This is a genomic window from Comamonas sp. C11, assembly GCF_024496285.1.
Lineage (GTDB): Bacteria > Pseudomonadota > Gammaproteobacteria > Burkholderiales > Burkholderiaceae_C > Comamonas > Comamonas testosteroni_F.
On sequence record NZ_CP101743.1, the window covers coordinates 5,072,417 to 5,086,444 of the forward strand.

Below are 14,028 nucleotides of genomic sequence, written 5' to 3' on the forward strand. Positions count from 1 at the left end.
CATGACCCAGTCCATCACGACCCTGCAGCACGCGCGCCAGGCCCTGGCCCGCTCCATAGGCCAGGCCGCCTTCGTCTACGGCTACCCGCTCACCGAGACCTACCGCACCTGCGCCCCGGCAGCTCGGCCGGCTCGGATGTGCGCGCGCCCATGAACACGCTGCACCATGCGCCGCGCCCTTCCACCCACGAGGACCGCGACGTGGTCACTCCGGCCAACGACCTGCTGTATTCCATGGCCTGGCTGAACCTGGAAGGCGGCCCCATGCTGCTGACCATTCCGTCCTCGGCCCGCCATCCAGGGCGCTACTTCGTGCTGCCGCTGTACGACGCCTATACCGAGAACTTCGAGAACCTGGGTCCGCGCAACTGCAATCCCGAAGGCGAGACCGTGGTCCTGCTCGGCCCCGGCGGCCAGGTGCCGGCATCGATGTCCCATCTGCGCGCGGTGCACTGCCCCACCCACCTGGTCTGGCTGATAGGCCGCATCCTCGCGGGCGACGAGAGCGACTGGCCCGCAGCAGCTCGGGGCGGCTGCCGTCCCTGCCCGAGGTGCCCTCCATGACCGAGGCCGGCTACCCATTCAAGAACTACTCGTGGTACGGCATCTTCGCGCCGGCCAAGACCCCGCCGGCCATCGTCGCGCAGCTCAACGAACAGGTGCTGCGCGCGCTGCGCGACCCGGCCCTGATCCAGCGCATGCGCGAACTCAACTTCTCGGACCTGCCGCTGACCACGCCCGAGCAATTCACCCAGACCCTGCGCCAGGACCTGGACGACTGGAGCCAGCTGGTCAAGGAAACCGGCGTGCAGCTCGACTAGCGCGCCGGCCTGGCCCTGCCTGATGCAGGCAAGTTCACATTAAAAAATAGGAGCTGTCATCGCTCACCAACCAATAAATCTGAATACTTTTATATCCATATTTGTTGATTGACAAGCGATTCCAGCTCATCTTTTTTTCAAACCTTCTCATGACCGGACCATGAAAAAAGGCGCTCACGAGGAGCGCCTTGGGCCCAGAGGGCAGCAGCATCAATGCTGCAGGATCTTGTTGAGGAATTCCTTGGTTCGCGGCTGGCGATTTTCGGGATGGCCGAAGAACTCTTCCTTGCTGCAGTCTTCCAGAATCTTGCCGCCCACGTCCATGAAGATCACACGGCTGGCCACCTTGCGCGCAAATCCCATTTCGTGGGTCACGCACATCATGGTCATGCCTTCGTTGGCCAGGCCCATCATCACGTCCAGCACTTCGCCCACCATTTCGGGGTCCAGTGCCGAAGTGGGTTCGTCGAACAGCATGACGATGGGATCCATGGACAGAGCGCGCGCAATGGCCACGCGCTGCTGCTGACCGCCGGAGAGCTGGCCGGGGAACTTGTCCTTGTGAGCGGTCAGGCCCACGCGGTCCAGCATCTTGAGGCCACGGGTCTTGGCGTCGGCAGCACTGCGGCCCAGCACCTTCATCTGTGCGATGGTCAGGTTCTCCGTCACCGACAGGTGGGGAAACAGCTCAAAGTGCTGGAACACCATGCCCACGCGGCTGCGCAGCTTGGGCAGATTGGTCTTGGGATCGTGCACTGCCGTGCCGTCCACAAAGATCTCGCCCTTCTGGAAAGGCTCCAGCGCATTGATGGTCTTGATCAGCGTGGACTTGCCGGAGCCCGAAGGGCCGCACACCACCACCACCTCGCCCTTGTTGATATTGGTGGAGCAATCGGACAGCACCTGAAAGCTGCCGTACCACTTGGAAACGTTCTTGAGTTCAATCATTTTTCACTCCGACTTTTGTCAGTGATCCATCGCAGCGCCTGCAACGGGCTCGGTCAGGCCAGCCCGCAGCCGAGGCCGTCGTCCCCCTTGAGGGGGAGGGCGCGAAGCGACTCAGGGGGTGTTTCATCGAATAATGGCGATCTTCTTGTGCAGACGCTTGACGAACCAAGACAGTGCAAAGCAGATCACAAAATAGGTCACGGCAGCCGCCAGATAGGATTCGATGGGTCGGCCGAAGTTCTTGCCGGCGATTTCGAAGCCCTTGAGCATGTCGTAGGCACCGATCGCATAGACCAGCGAGGTATCCTGAAACAGGATGATGGTCTGGGTCAGCAGCACGGGCAGCATGTTGCGGAAGGCCTGAGGCAGCACCACCAGACGCATGTTCTGACCATAGGTCATGCCCAGCGCCTGGCCTGCAAACACCTGTCCACGTGGAATGGACTGGATGCCGGCACGCATGATTTCAGAGAAATATGCTGCTTCGAAAGCCACAAAGGTGATGATGGCCGAGGTTTCAGCGCCGATGGGCTTGCCGATGAGCATGGGCATCAGCAGGAAGAACCACAGAATCACCATCACCAGCGGGATGGAGCGCATGCCGTTGACATAGATGGTGGCAGGCAGGTCCAGCCACTTCTTGCCTGACAGGCGCATCAGCGCCAGCAAGGTGCCGAAGAAGATGCCGCCCAGCGTGGCGATCAAGGTCAAGGACACGCTGAAATACAGCCCCTTCAGCACAAAGTTGCTGAACAGGTCCCACGAGAAAAACGACCAGTCGAGGTTGAGATTCATATCAGTGGCCTCCACCGCTGGCTGCAATCAGGCCGGGAACGCGAGAACGCTTCTCGATGAAGGCCATGATGCGGTTGATGATGAAGGCTGAAATCACATACAGACCTGTCACAGCCATATAAATTTCGACGCCACGGGCCGTCTCTTCCTGGGCCTGCATGGCGAACATGGTCAGTTCGGCCACGGACACGGCAAACGCCACGGACGAGTTCTTGAACACGTTCATGGCCTCGCTGGTCAGCGGCGGAATGATGATGCGAAACGCCATCGGCAGCAGCACATAGCGGTAGGTCTGGAAGGTCGTGAACCCCACGGCCATGCCGGCATATCGCTGGCCCCGCGGCAAAGCCTGAATACCGGAGCGCACCTGCTCGGCGATACGGGCAGAGGTGAAGAAACCGATAGCGAACACCACCAGCACAAAGCCCGGCAGGGACTTCATTGCAGGGAAGATGGCCGGAACCACGTGGTACCAGATGAACACCTGGACCAGCAACGGAATATTGCGGAACAACTCCACCCAGGCATTGCCCAGGCGCACTATCCACGGACGATCGGGCAAGGTACGCAAGGTACCAATGACTGCGCCCAGCACCAGAGCGATGACCAGCGACAGCAATGCCACCGACACAGTCCAGCCCCAGGCCGACATCATCCAATCCAGATAGGTGATGTCACCGTTCTTGCCAAAACAACTCTGCCCGACCTCTTGGGTAATGGTGTCCTGACAGAACACCTGCCAATCCCAACTCATACGAGCACCTCTTTCATTCTTGGTTTATGAGGGCAAACGCTCACACCGGCCCTCGCAACAAAAAAGCCCCTTCTAACCGCTTGGCAGAAGGGGCGGTACACCTATAGGCGGGATTACTTGACTTCGTAAGCTTCCATGGGCTTGTCGTTGGGGTGAGCCCACGCATCCTTGGTCGCTGCCGACAGTGGCAGACCCACCTTCACGTTGTTGGGAGGAATGGGCTGCAGGAACCACTTGTCGTACAGCTTGGTCAGAGAACCATCCTTGATCTGACGCACGATGGATTCGTCCACAGCCTTCTTGAAGGCGGGATCGTCCTTGCGCATCATGCAGGCGATGGGTTCCACCGACAGCACTTCACCCACGATCTTGTAATCGTTGGGAGCCTTGGACTTGGAGATGTTGGCAGCCAGGATGGAGCCGTCCATGATGAAGGCATCGGCGCGGCCGGTTTCCAGCATCAGGAAGCTGTCGGCGTGGTCCTTGCCCATGACTTCCTTGAAGGTCAGGCCGTCAGCGCGCTTGTTCTTGCGCAGGGTCTGCACGGAGGTCGTACCCGTCGTGGTCACGATGGTCTTGCCGTTCAGATCCTTGATGCCGGTGATGCCGGAGTTGGCACGGGTGGCAATACGCACTTCTTCCACATAGGTGGTGAAGGCGAAGGCTGCATCCTTCTGGCGAGCCGTGTTGTTGGTTGTCGAGCCGCACTCGAGATCCACGGTGCCGTTCTGCACCAGGGGAATACGGTTTTGCGAGGTCACGGGCTGGTACTTCACTTCCAGCGCGGTCAGGCCCAGTTGCTTCTGGATGTCCTTGAGGATGCGCTCACCCATTTCGGTATGGAAGCCTACATATTTGCCATTGCCCAGCGTATAGCCCAGGCCGGACGATTCACGCACGCCCAGAGTGACGCTGCCGGTGGACTTGATCTTGGCCAAGGTGTCATTGGCCTGGGCAAACACGGTGCCAGTTGCCAGTGCGGTTACGGCGATGGCCAACAAATGCTTCTTCATACGGATCTCCTATTGGTAAGGACCAAAAACGCTTGCCACTCCTTAACGCATCGCCCTTTGTGAGGGTAGACAGGTTGCGTTAACAAATGTACTGCACACATTGTGCAGTCATGAAGATGGCTGAAATGCAATCATTTCTAAGACTTTTCCCGTAGGTAATTCAGGATGGCAACCACCTACTCACCGCCTCAATCTTGTATTGCAAAGCAGCACCTCTTTTTGTGCAAGCTGCGAACTCTAATGCTTTCGTGATTTCACAAGCCAATGCCGATGGCAAAAATCCTTATGCGCAACTTGCATATTCAGTATTAACCCGATGCATAACATTAGGGTTTTCACCAGGAAAATGCCTGAAATCACGACAAGCTGGTCACACAAGCAAAAAAAGGGCCAACTGGCCCTTTTGGAAGAAAAGCAACACTCGATCAGGTTACACAGCCTTGACCTCGCCACCCGCAATCTCGCCCTGCTCCTTGAGGAAGTTCCAGAGCGCGGCCGCTCCTCCCTGCGGGGCATCGCCCGTGGGTTTTTCCCGATAGGCCCGTACTTCCATGTCCATCTGAAAACCGGTCACGCCTTCCGGCACGGCACGCACCAGTCGACCGGACTCCAGATCGCCGCGTACTGCGCTGTAGGGCAGAAAAGCCACGCCATGACCTTCCAGCGCCATCGCCTTGAGGCCTTCGGCCATATCGGTTTCATAGACGCGCTCAAGGTGCACGGCCTCGGCCGCCTCCTTGAGGATCAGCTCCGTCACGCGACCCAGATAGGCACCAGCGGCATAGCCCAGGTAAGGCAGCGGCTGCCCCTGGCGGCCGGGCAGGACAAAGATGGGGTTGCCGTTCTCGTCCGGCTTCGAGTAGGGAGCCAGCACCTCATGCCCCAGGCTCACCATCTCATAGCGCGAAGGGTCCAGCTGGAAGGGCTGGGAAGAGTGGTAGTAGGCAATCAGCAGATCGCAGCCACCTTCCACGAGACGCATCACCGCATCATGCACATTGAGTGCAAACAGACGGCTGCGGAAAGGGCCGAACTTCTCGTGCACGGCCGAAACCCAGTTCGGGAAGAACGTGAACGCCAAGGTATGCGGCACGGCAAAGCCCACCATGCCCTTGCCCGCACTGACATGGGCACGCAACATGGTGCGGGTGCTCTGCAAGGACTGCAGTATCTCCAGCGCCTGCTCGTACATGGTCTTGCCTGCTGGCGTCAGGCGCGTCGGATACGAGCTTCTGTCGACCAGATCCGTGCCCGCCCAGGCCTCCAGCGCCTGGATACGGCGCGAGAACGCAGGCTGCGTAACGTGGCGCAGCTGGGCCGAGCGGCTGAAACTGCGGGTTTCAGCAAGGCTGACAAAATCTTCAAGCCATTTGGTTTCCATAGACTCTCATTATCCGCTGCCCTGCACCAAAGCTGTGCAACGGAGGTAATCCTTGTTGGCTAGTAAACGGGACAAAACACGGACTCGACGATGAGCCATGCCTTGGTCAACAGACCCTAGGGTAATGCCTGCCGCCGGACGTAAGTGCTGCGACATAGATACCTTGATAATATTTGTTCACATCTATCCGGTGTGTCTACTCGCTCCAAGCCATCCCGGCGCACAACGCCGTGAAGGTCAAGGAACAACATCAGGACTTACGCAAACAAGAATGCAACAACGGCCTGCCTCCTGAGGCAATCGTCTTGCCTGAACCCGTTTTGCGTAAGTCGTGAACATAAGGGCATTCTCATCGAGTGCGCGCGGATCACGCCATTCAGGCGAGCTGCCCTGACTCCTGTGTGTTTTTCTGACTTTCCGCGTTCATGTCCTCCACTCCTCCCGAGACCGATGGTGCAGCCGATGTCGGCACGCGCCCGGACGAGCCCCGTTCCCTGCGCATTGAAGACTGGCTGACCGTGATCATCATGGCCGCTCTGGCCCTGATCACGTTTGCCAATGTGCTGGTGCGCTACTTCACCAACTCCTCCTTCGCCTGGACCGAGGAAATTTCCGTCTTTCTGATGATTTTGCTGGCCCTGGTCGCAGGCTCTGCCGCCGTGGCCCGCAATCAGCATATCCGCATCGAGTTTTTCTCGGACAGCGGCTCCGTCCAGCGCCGCAAGGCACTGGCCCGCTTCGGCTCTCTGATGGTGGCGCTGCTGTTTGCCATCATTGCCGTGCTCAGCGTGCGCGTGGTCTGGGACGACTTCCGTTTCGAGGAGACCTCGCCCGGCATCGGCCTGCCCCAGTGGTGGTATTCGATCTGGCTGCCCGTGGTCTCGGCACTGATCACCGTGCGCGCCATCGGGCTGTTCATCCGCCAGGGCAAGCCCGGTGCCTTCCCTGACGAGCCCGTGGAAAAAGACCACAGCAAGGAGATCGCATGATCGCCACCTTGCTGTTTGTGGCCTTTCTGGGCCTGATGTTCATCGGCGTGCCCATAGGCGCGGCCCTCGGTCTGGCCGGTGCTGCCGCGATTGCCCTGGCCAATGCAGATACGCAGTGGTTCGGCCTGCTGGCCGTGCCGCAGAATTTCTATGCCGGGCTGGGCAAATATCCGCTGCTGGCCATTCCCATGTTCGTGCTGGTGGGCTCCATCTTTGATCGCTCGGGCGTTGCCTTGCGACTGGTGAACTTTGCCGTCGCCATCGTGGGCCGCGGCCCCGGCATGCTGCCGCTGGTGGCGATTGCCGTGGCCATGTTCCTGGGCGGCATCTCCGGCTCCGGGCCGGCCAATGCAGCGGCCGTGGGCGGCGTGATGATTGCCGCCATGAGCCGCGCCGGCTACCCCAAGAGCTTTTCTGCCAGCGTGGTCGGAGCGGCCGCAGCGACGGACATCCTGATTCCGCCTTCGGTGGCTTTCATCATCTACTCGGTGCTGGTGCCCGGTGCTTCGGTGCCGGCCCTGTTCGCGGCCGGCATGATTCCCGGCGTGCTGGCGGGTATTGCACTCATCATTCCCGCCGTGTGGATGTCGCGCAAGCACAAGATGGGCGCGCTCGAAGCCTCCATGCCGCGCCCGCCGTTCTGGAAGAGCCTGCGCGAGGCTTCCTGGGGTCTGGCAGCTCCGGTGCTGATCCTGGGCGGCATGCGCATGGGCTGGTTCACCCCCACAGAAGCCGCCGTGGTTGCCGTGTTCTACGGGCTGTTCGTCGGCATGGTGATTCACCGCACCATCGGTGTGCGCGATCTCTTTCCGATTCTGCGCGAAGCGGGCGAGCTGTCGGCCGTGATCCTGCTGGTGGTGTCGCTGGCCGGCATTTTTGCCTTCTCGCTGTCCACCCTGGGCGTGATCGATCCGGTGGCCAATGCCATCGTGAATTCCGGTCTCGGCGAATACGGCGTGCTGGGCCTGCTGATCCTGCTGCTGATCACGGTGGGCATGTTCCTGGACGGCATCTCGATCTTCCTGATCTTTGTGCCGCTGCTGCTGCCCATCATGAATCACTACCACTGGGACCCCGTCTGGTTTGGCGTGATCCTCACCCTCAAGGTGGCACTGGGCCAGTTCACGCCGCCGCTGGCCGTGAACCTGATGGTCAGCTGCCGCATTGCGGGCGTGCGCATGGAGTCCACCGTGCGCTGGGTAGGCTGGATGCTGCTGTCCATGTTCGCCGTGATGATTCTGGTGATTGCCTTCCCCCAGCTTGCACTGTGGCTGCCCGCAAAGATGGGCTATTGATTCCGGCAGTTGCGGCCCTGGAGGCCGTAACTGCTCATTCCTGCTTTCCGGTTTTTTCGTTTCTAAAAGGGAGACAAACCAAATGAAACTTCGTACCTTCCTCGCATCCGCCGTGGCGACCGCCGCCGCACTGGCCTTTGCATCGCCCATGGCCATGGCCCAGGCCAAGTACAAGAGCGAATACCGCATGTCCCTGGTGCTGGGCACGGCCTTTCCCTGGGGCAAGGGCGGCGAGCTGTGGGCCGACAAGGTGCGCGAGCGCACCCAGGGCCGTATCAACATCAAGCTCTATCCCGGCACCTCGCTGGTGCAAGGCGACCAGACGCGTGAGTTCTCCGCGCTGCGCCAGGGCGTGATCGACATGGCCGTGGGCTCGACCATCAACTGGTCGCCCCAGGTCAAGTCGCTGAACCTGTTCTCCATGCCCTTTCTCTTCCCCAACTTCAAGGCCGTGGATGCCGTGACCCAGGGCGAAGTGGGCCAGGAAATCTTCAAGACCCTGGAAAAAGGCGGCGTGGTGCCTCTGGCCTGGGGTGAGAACGGCTACCGCGAAATTTCCAACTCCAAGCACGCCATCAAGACGCCTGCCGACCTCAAGGGCATGAAGATCCGCGTCGTGGGCTCGCCCCTGTTCCTGGACACCTTCACGGCCCTGGGCGCCAACCCCACGCAGATGAGCTGGGCCGATGCCCAGCCAGCCATGGCCAGCGGCGCCGTGGACGGCCAGGAGAACCCGATCGGCGTGTACATGGCGGCCAAGCTGCAGTCCGTGGGCCAGAAGCATCTGACCATGTGGGGCTATATGAACGACCCGCTGATCTTCGTCGTCAACAAGGACGTGTGGGCCAGCTGGACACCGGCTGACCAGGCCATCGTCAAGCAGGCTGCGCTGGATGCCGCCAAGGAAGAAATCGCCATTGCACGCAAGGGCCTGGTCGAGGCCGACAAGCCCTTGCTCAAGGATCTGGCCGGCCTGGGCGTGACCGTGACCACACCGAACGCCGCCGAGCGCGAAGCCTTTGTGAAGGCCACGCGCCCCGTCTACGACAAGTGGAAGAGCCAGATCGGCGCACCGCTGGTCGACAAGGCCGAAAAAGCCATTGCCGCCAGCCAGAAATAAGCTCCCCCTGAGCCGCTACGCCTAGGCTGCCCCGCGGCTTCCCCCTTTCTCTTCGGGAGGGGGACGACACCCTCGCTGCGGGGCGGCCCTTGCTTGGTGTCACTGGTTTGGTCCGCGCCAGCTTCATGACGCCGCAGAAAGTCAAAATCCCCGCCAGAGCGATCTGCGCGGGGATTTCTTATTGCTATGCATATCAAAGCTGATAGCGCTTATTAACAAATGATTTCAACAAAAAATTTATCTGAAATCCTTGAAAATCAAGCGCAGAAAGCTTTCAATTTAATAGCACACATTGCTTGCCATCAGATTGGCGAAACCAGCGGTTTGCCGTCCAGGTGGTTCCGCATATTGGCGATGAAGCGATCCACCGAGTTCTGCACCGCCTCAGGCGACCAGCCACCCACATGGGGCGTCAGCACCACGGCGTCAAGGTCGATCAGCTCCTGCGGCGGCAGCGGCTCGCTTTCGTAGACATCCAGCCCGGCACCGGCCAGACGGCCTGCGCGCACGGCTTCGGCCAGCGCCCGGGTATCGACCACCGAGCCGCGTGCGATATTCACCAGCACGCCTTTTTCGCCCAGTGCCTCGAGCACCTCGGCATCGATCAGATGGCGGGTAGCTGCGCCTCCCGGCGTGGCCACCAGCAGCACATCGGCCCAGGTGGCCAGCGCCAGCAGATCATCAAAGTACTGGTGCTCGACGCCCTCGCGGGGCTTGCGGTTGTGATAGCCGACGGGCATGTCGAAGGCGGCCGCGCGCCTGGCGATCTTGGCGCCGATCTGGCCCAGACCCACGATGCCCAGGCGCTTGCCCGAGACATTGGCCGGCAGCGGCAGGGCCGAGCGCCAGATGCCGGCGCGCGTGGCCTTGTCCAGCTTGACGATGCCACGCACCGCGGCGATCAGCAGACCCATGGCGTGGTCGGCCACGCAGTCGTCGTTGGTGCCCACGCCATTGCCGACGGCAATCCCGTGCGCCTTGGCATAGGCCACGTCGATGTTCTCGTAGCCCGCGCCCATGGCGCAGACCAGCGACAGCCCGGGCATGCGCTGCATCTGCGCGGCCGACAGGCCCGTCGCGCCAATCGTGCACACGCATTGCACGCGATCACCGTGGGCGGAGATTGCGGCCTCGGCCTGATCGGCATCAGGCGCATAGATCACATCAAAGTCGGCAAAGGTCTGCTCCATCTGCTGCAGATGGGCGGGGACCTGGAGATTCAGAACTAGCAGGGCAGGCTTCATGGCGGGAACACAGCGCTCTGGCTTCACACAGCGCTTTCATGGAAAAAGCCTATTTTGAGCATGCTGCGCCAGCCCTGCCCGTGCATGGTCAAAGCCTGCCCGATCCGCCCTTCACAGATCCAGCACCAGGCGACCGGACTTGGCACGCGAGCAGCAAGGCAGGAACTGGTCGTTGGCCGCCTGCTCGTCTTCCGTCAGATACATATCGCGGTGATCGGGCTGGCCCGAGATGACGCGCGTCAGGCAGGTTCCGCAGACGCCCTGCTCGCATGAAGTCTGGACGCAGACGCCGATGGACTCCAGCGCCTGCACCACGGTCTGCGCCGGCGTGACACGCACCACCTGGCCGGTGCTGGCGACTTCCACCTCGAAGCTCTCGTCGTCGTCGCGGTGCTCCACTTCGGCAGCAAAGAACTCGTAGTGCAACTGCTCGGCAGGCCAGCCCGCCTGCCGTGCCGTGTCGAGCACGGCGTCCATGAAGCCCTTGGGCCCGCACACATACAGATGCTGACCCTGCTCTCTTTGCTGCAGCAATTCGCTCAAGCCCAGCGACGACTTTCCATTCACGTCATCCACATGGATCTGCGCCCTGGCGGCCCATTGCGCAGCCTCGATGGTCTGGGCAAACGCCATGCGTTCACGCGAGCGGCCGCAGTAGTGCAAGGCGAAATCCGCACCGTCACGCGCCAGCTTGCGCGCCATGGCCAGAATCGGCGTGATGCCTATGCCGCCTGCCAGCAGCAGGTGCTTGCGGGCCGGCGCATGCAGCTGGAAATGGTTGCGCGGCTGGCTGATGGTGATCTGCTGGCCGGCCTGCAGCTGCTCGTGCACGGCCGCCGAGCCACCGCGCGAGGCGGGCTCGCGCAGCACGGCAATCACATAGCGATCCAGCTCTGCGGGATCGTTGCTCAGCGAGTACTGGCGCACCAGCCCCCCGGGCAGGTGCACATCGATGTGCGCCCCCGCACTGAACGGCACCAGGCTGCTGCCTTCCAGAGCCCGCAATTCCAGGCTGCAGATACCGGCTGCCTGCTCCTGCTTGTGCGCAATGCGCACCTCGAACGTGGTTTCACTCTTCATCTCGGGTACTTCTCTTTTCCTTTTGCGTCGCTAGGCCACCGCCTGCGCTGCTTGCGCACCGGCCTGGCGCAGCCTCTCGATCACGCGCCGCGCACGATTGGGACCCACATCCACGTGGATATCCACCACGGCGCGTGAGCCAAAGCGTTGCTGGTTGCGGAACTGGGCTTCGATGACCACCTTGTCTTCTTCGAAAGTGGCCGCCGTCTGATCGATCACCAGCTGTGTCGTGTCCTGCATCTGCGGATGCGGATTGGTCGCAATCGTCCAGAAGTAATGCGCGCTGGTCTCCGTCTCCGGGGTCACGCCGTGAAAGCCGCGCATATGGAATCCTTCGCGCGCCGGATTGTCCAGCCTGTCCTGGCCGGCATCCATGGCACCGGTCCAGATACGCACATGCGAGGGGTGGAATTCCACTTCCTGCCAGCGGTCGATGCGGCCCTGAAAAGGCCAGGCCTGCGCATAGGTGGGCGGGGGATCGGAGTCCGGCATCCAGCGCACGACCTTCACGCTGTCCCCGTCCTGGCTGACCTTGAGATCCGCGTTCATATGGACCCTGGCGTTGCCGCCGATGGTCTTGAGATGCACATAGCCCAGATGGCTCAGATCCAGCAGGTTGTCGTGAATCAGCTGGTACGGTGCGTCGTAGTGGTACACGCCACCGCCAAAGCGGTATTGCGGGTCGCTGTGCACGGCGTAGGCCGGCGGCTCGGTGCCCGGCACGGAATCCGGCGTCGCGCCCATCCAGATCCAGAGAATCTGGTCGCGCTCGCGCAGCTCGAAGGACTTCACGCAGGCCTTGGCCGGAATCCGTTCCTGGCCCGGTATTTCGAGGCACTGCCCCTCATGGCTGAAGAGCAGGCCATGGTAGCCGCAGCGCAGACCCGCAGCCTCCACCGTACCGCAGGACAGCGGCAGCTCGCGGTGGCAGCAGCGATCCTCCAGCGCCGCGACCCGACCATCCGCCGTGCGGAACAAGACCACGGGCTGGCCCAGCAAGGTGCGCGCCACCGGCTGCTCCTTCAGCTCCCAGGCAAAGCCTGCCACATACCATTGATCCAGCGGAAAGGCCGGCACGGCCGCGTTCATGGGTTGAGAAGTCTGGTTCATCGAAGTCTCCCTGGTCAATGAGCGGCTGCAACTGTCTCGGACACAGCGCGCCTGTCTGCAGCCTGCGGGCCGGCAATGCGGTGCATGGACACGATGACGGCAGCCAGAACAAACGCCATGCCATAACCCAGGTACAGCTGATCGGGCGACCAGGCCGCATCCAGCAGGCCGCCGGCCACCAGCGGCGACACAATCGCACCGATGCGGCCGATGCCTATGCCCCAGCCCACACCGGTGGCGCGCACATCGCTGCCGTAGACCACCGGCGCAATCGCATAGAGGCCGGCCACGCAGGCATTCACGAACACGCCGATCAGGAAGGCCAGCGTGTACGACATCCACAGCGCACCGGAGCTTCCCACCAGAAAGCACAGCAGCACTGCCGTCACCAGCATGAAGACCGCCAGCGCACGGTGAATCGCAAAGCGCGCCGCCAGCAGGCCCAGCAAGGTCGCACCGAGAATGCCGCCCAGGCTCAGCAGCACGCCCGTGGTCACGCCCTGCTCGGGCGTCAGGCCCGAGGCCGCCAGCAGCTTGGGCGTCCAGCTCATCACGAAATAGAAGCCGAACATCACCGAGAAGAAGGACAGCCAGACCAGCACCGTAGGGCGCAGCAACTGGGGAGACAGCAGCTGCAAAGGGCCCATGCGCTTGCTTTCGCCACTGCCTGCAACCACGGCCTGAGGCAGGGAGCCCAGTGCGGGCAGGCCCATCTTGCGGATCAGTGCATTGAGACGCTGCAGCGCATTGGCGGGCCGCTTGACCAGCAGAAAGTCCAGTGACTCGGGCAAGGCAAACCAGGCCAGAACCAGCACCGCGAGCGTGGAAAAGCCGCCGAACATGAAGACGGAACGCCAGCCATGGTGCGCGAGCAGCCAGACCGCGATACTGCCGCCGATGGTCGCGCCCAGCGCATAGCCGGTCGATTGCAGCGTGACCGCCAGACTGCGCCAGCGCAGCGAGGCATATTCGCTGGCAATCACATTGCTGCACGCCAGAATGCCGCCCACGCCCAGGCCCGTGATCACGCGCAGCACCGCCAGCTGCGTGGGCGTCTGGCTCCAGGCCGACGCCAGCATGCCCAGCCCGGACACGGCCAGGCACAGCAGGATCAGGGGACGGCGCCCCAGCCTGTCGGCCATGGGCGCCAGCAGCAGCGAACCTGCGGCCATGCCGAAGAGGCCGGCACTGAGCAAAAAGCCCAGCTCCGAGCCGCTGAGCTTCCAGTGCCCGGACACCGCCGAAGCCGTGAAGGCCATCACCAGCACGTCAAAACCATCAATCATGTTCAGGGCCATGCATACCGCGATGACCGACCATTGGAAGGTCGTCATGGGCCGCTGGTCCAGATGCGCGCGCAAATCCTGTTCCATCGTTGTCTCCTTGTTTCTTATCATTCATTCAGCATACTGAATCACATTCAGTTTACTGAATGAAACCTTGATCCAGCACAAGTGGATTCCCTAGTCGTGCCGGTT

15 protein-coding genes are annotated in these 14,028 nt (G+C 61.6%); 6 read left to right on the plus strand and 9 right to left on the minus strand.

Features of this window, described 5'->3' with window-relative positions; translation table 11 throughout:
• Position 1 precedes the first annotated feature (1 nt).
• Genes NOX35_RS23390 through NOX35_RS23400 form a run of 3 tightly spaced genes read left to right on the plus strand, consistent with a single transcriptional unit; the run spans position 2 to position 821 of the window.
• Positions 2-154: a hypothetical protein gene (locus NOX35_RS23390; protein ID WP_232538042.1), complete on the plus strand. Its 153-nt coding sequence runs from the start codon at positions 2-4 to the stop codon at positions 152-154.
• Positions 151-564: a DUF1254 domain-containing protein gene (locus NOX35_RS23395; RefSeq protein WP_232538043.1), complete on the plus strand. Its 414-nt coding sequence runs from the start codon at positions 151-153 to the stop codon at positions 562-564. The genes NOX35_RS23390 and NOX35_RS23395 overlap by 4 nt, the downstream gene beginning before the upstream one ends.
• Positions 561-821, plus strand: coding sequence for a tripartite tricarboxylate transporter substrate-binding protein (locus tag NOX35_RS23400; protein WP_232538044.1), 261 nt, complete (start codon positions 561-563; stop codon positions 819-821). The genes NOX35_RS23395 and NOX35_RS23400 overlap by 4 nt, the downstream gene beginning before the upstream one ends.
• A 210-nt stretch (positions 822-1,031) precedes the next feature.
• On the opposite strand, the gene NOX35_RS23405 is transcribed toward NOX35_RS23400, so the two are convergent.
• The 5 genes from NOX35_RS23405 to NOX35_RS23425 form a co-directional block, all read right to left on the minus strand.
• Positions 1,032-1,769: an amino acid ABC transporter ATP-binding protein gene (locus NOX35_RS23405; RefSeq protein WP_003068099.1), complete on the minus strand. Its 738-nt coding sequence runs from the start codon at positions 1,767-1,769 to the stop codon at positions 1,032-1,034.
• Positions 1,770-1,892: 123 nt separating this feature from the next.
• Entirely contained in the window at positions 1,893-2,564 is a 672-nt protein-coding gene (locus NOX35_RS23410) for an amino acid ABC transporter permease (protein WP_182284624.1), read from the minus strand.
• A gap of 1 nt (position 2,565) precedes the next feature.
• Positions 2,566-3,318: an amino acid ABC transporter permease gene (locus NOX35_RS23415; protein ID WP_003068095.1), complete on the minus strand. Its 753-nt coding sequence runs from the start codon at positions 3,316-3,318 to the stop codon at positions 2,566-2,568.
• A gap of 113 nt (positions 3,319-3,431) precedes the next feature.
• Complete coding sequence (locus NOX35_RS23420) at positions 3,432-4,331, minus strand: transporter substrate-binding domain-containing protein (protein ID WP_182284625.1); 900 nt, start codon at positions 4,329-4,331, stop codon at positions 3,432-3,434.
• 430 nt (positions 4,332-4,761) lie between these two features.
• Positions 4,762-5,712: a LysR family transcriptional regulator gene (locus NOX35_RS23425; protein WP_003081255.1), complete on the minus strand. Its 951-nt coding sequence runs from the start codon at positions 5,710-5,712 to the stop codon at positions 4,762-4,764.
• 425 nt (positions 5,713-6,137) lie between these two features.
• Here NOX35_RS23425 and NOX35_RS23430 point away from each other — a divergent pair, with 425 nt between their 5' ends.
• The 3 genes from NOX35_RS23430 to NOX35_RS23440 all read left to right on the plus strand — a co-directional run bounded on the left by NOX35_RS23430 (position 6,138) and on the right by NOX35_RS23440 (position 9,116).
• Positions 6,138-6,701 (plus strand): TRAP transporter small permease, encoded by a 564-nt coding sequence (locus NOX35_RS23430; protein WP_182284626.1) that lies wholly within the window; start codon positions 6,138-6,140, stop codon positions 6,699-6,701.
• Entirely contained in the window at positions 6,698-7,996 is a 1,299-nt protein-coding gene (locus NOX35_RS23435; protein ID WP_182284627.1) for a TRAP transporter large permease, read from the plus strand. Before NOX35_RS23430 ends, NOX35_RS23435 begins: the two co-directional genes overlap by 4 nt.
• Positions 7,997-8,078: 82 nt before the next feature.
• A complete protein-coding gene (locus tag NOX35_RS23440) occupies positions 8,079-9,116 on the plus strand; it encodes a DctP family TRAP transporter solute-binding subunit (RefSeq protein WP_043008642.1) in 1,038 nt (345 codons plus the stop codon).
• Between the two features lie 302 nt (positions 9,117-9,418).
• On the opposite strand, the gene NOX35_RS23445 is transcribed toward NOX35_RS23440, so the two are convergent.
• The 4 genes from NOX35_RS23445 to NOX35_RS23460 form a co-directional block, all read right to left on the minus strand.
• Entirely contained in the window at positions 9,419-10,360 is a 942-nt protein-coding gene (locus tag NOX35_RS23445; protein WP_256494901.1) for a 2-hydroxyacid dehydrogenase, read from the minus strand.
• A 111-nt stretch (positions 10,361-10,471) separates the two neighbouring features.
• Entirely contained in the window at positions 10,472-11,440 is a 969-nt protein-coding gene (locus NOX35_RS23450; protein ID WP_256494902.1) for a PDR/VanB family oxidoreductase, read from the minus strand.
• 30 nt (positions 11,441-11,470) lie between these two features.
• Positions 11,471-12,550, minus strand: coding sequence for a Rieske 2Fe-2S domain-containing protein (locus NOX35_RS23455; protein ID WP_256494903.1), 1,080 nt, complete (start codon positions 12,548-12,550; stop codon positions 11,471-11,473).
• A gap of 14 nt (positions 12,551-12,564) precedes the next feature.
• Complete coding sequence (locus tag NOX35_RS23460; protein ID WP_256494904.1) at positions 12,565-13,923, minus strand: MFS transporter; 1,359 nt, start codon at positions 13,921-13,923, stop codon at positions 12,565-12,567.
• Positions 13,924-14,028 lie beyond the last annotated feature (105 nt).

Excerpts from the sequence above, each read along its gene's own strand:
- NOX35_RS23390 (WP_232538042.1), top strand. The coding sequence starts at position 2 with ATGACCCAGTCCATCACGACCCTGCAGCACGCGCGCCAGGCCCTGGCC.
- NOX35_RS23395 (WP_232538043.1), top strand. The coding sequence starts at position 151 with ATGAACACGCTGCACCATGCGCCGCGCCCTTCCACCCACGAGGACCGC.
- NOX35_RS23400 (WP_232538044.1), top strand. The coding sequence starts at position 561 with ATGACCGAGGCCGGCTACCCATTCAAGAACTACTCGTGGTACGGCATC.
- NOX35_RS23405 (WP_003068099.1), bottom strand. The coding sequence starts at position 1,769 with ATGATTGAACTCAAGAACGTTTCCAAGTGGTACGGCAGCTTTCAGGTG.
- NOX35_RS23410 (WP_182284624.1), bottom strand. The coding sequence starts at position 2,564 with ATGAATCTCAACCTCGACTGGTCGTTTTTCTCGTGGGACCTGTTCAGC.
- NOX35_RS23415 (WP_003068095.1), bottom strand. The coding sequence starts at position 3,318 with ATGAGTTGGGATTGGCAGGTGTTCTGTCAGGACACCATTACCCAAGAG.
- NOX35_RS23420 (WP_182284625.1), bottom strand. The coding sequence starts at position 4,331 with ATGAAGAAGCATTTGTTGGCCATCGCCGTAACCGCACTGGCAACTGGC.
- NOX35_RS23425 (WP_003081255.1), bottom strand. The coding sequence starts at position 5,712 with ATGGAAACCAAATGGCTTGAAGATTTTGTCAGCCTTGCTGAAACCCGC.
- NOX35_RS23430 (WP_182284626.1), top strand. The coding sequence starts at position 6,138 with ATGTCCTCCACTCCTCCCGAGACCGATGGTGCAGCCGATGTCGGCACG.
- NOX35_RS23435 (WP_182284627.1), top strand. The coding sequence starts at position 6,698 with ATGATCGCCACCTTGCTGTTTGTGGCCTTTCTGGGCCTGATGTTCATC.
- NOX35_RS23440 (WP_043008642.1), top strand. The coding sequence starts at position 8,079 with ATGAAACTTCGTACCTTCCTCGCATCCGCCGTGGCGACCGCCGCCGCA.
- NOX35_RS23445 (WP_256494901.1), bottom strand. The coding sequence starts at position 10,360 with ATGAAGCCTGCCCTGCTAGTTCTGAATCTCCAGGTCCCCGCCCATCTG.
- NOX35_RS23450 (WP_256494902.1), bottom strand. The coding sequence starts at position 11,440 with ATGAAGAGTGAAACCACGTTCGAGGTGCGCATTGCGCACAAGCAGGAG.
- NOX35_RS23455 (WP_256494903.1), bottom strand. The coding sequence starts at position 12,550 with ATGAACCAGACTTCTCAACCCATGAACGCGGCCGTGCCGGCCTTTCCG.
- NOX35_RS23460 (WP_256494904.1), bottom strand. The coding sequence starts at position 13,923 with ATGGAACAGGATTTGCGCGCGCATCTGGACCAGCGGCCCATGACGACC.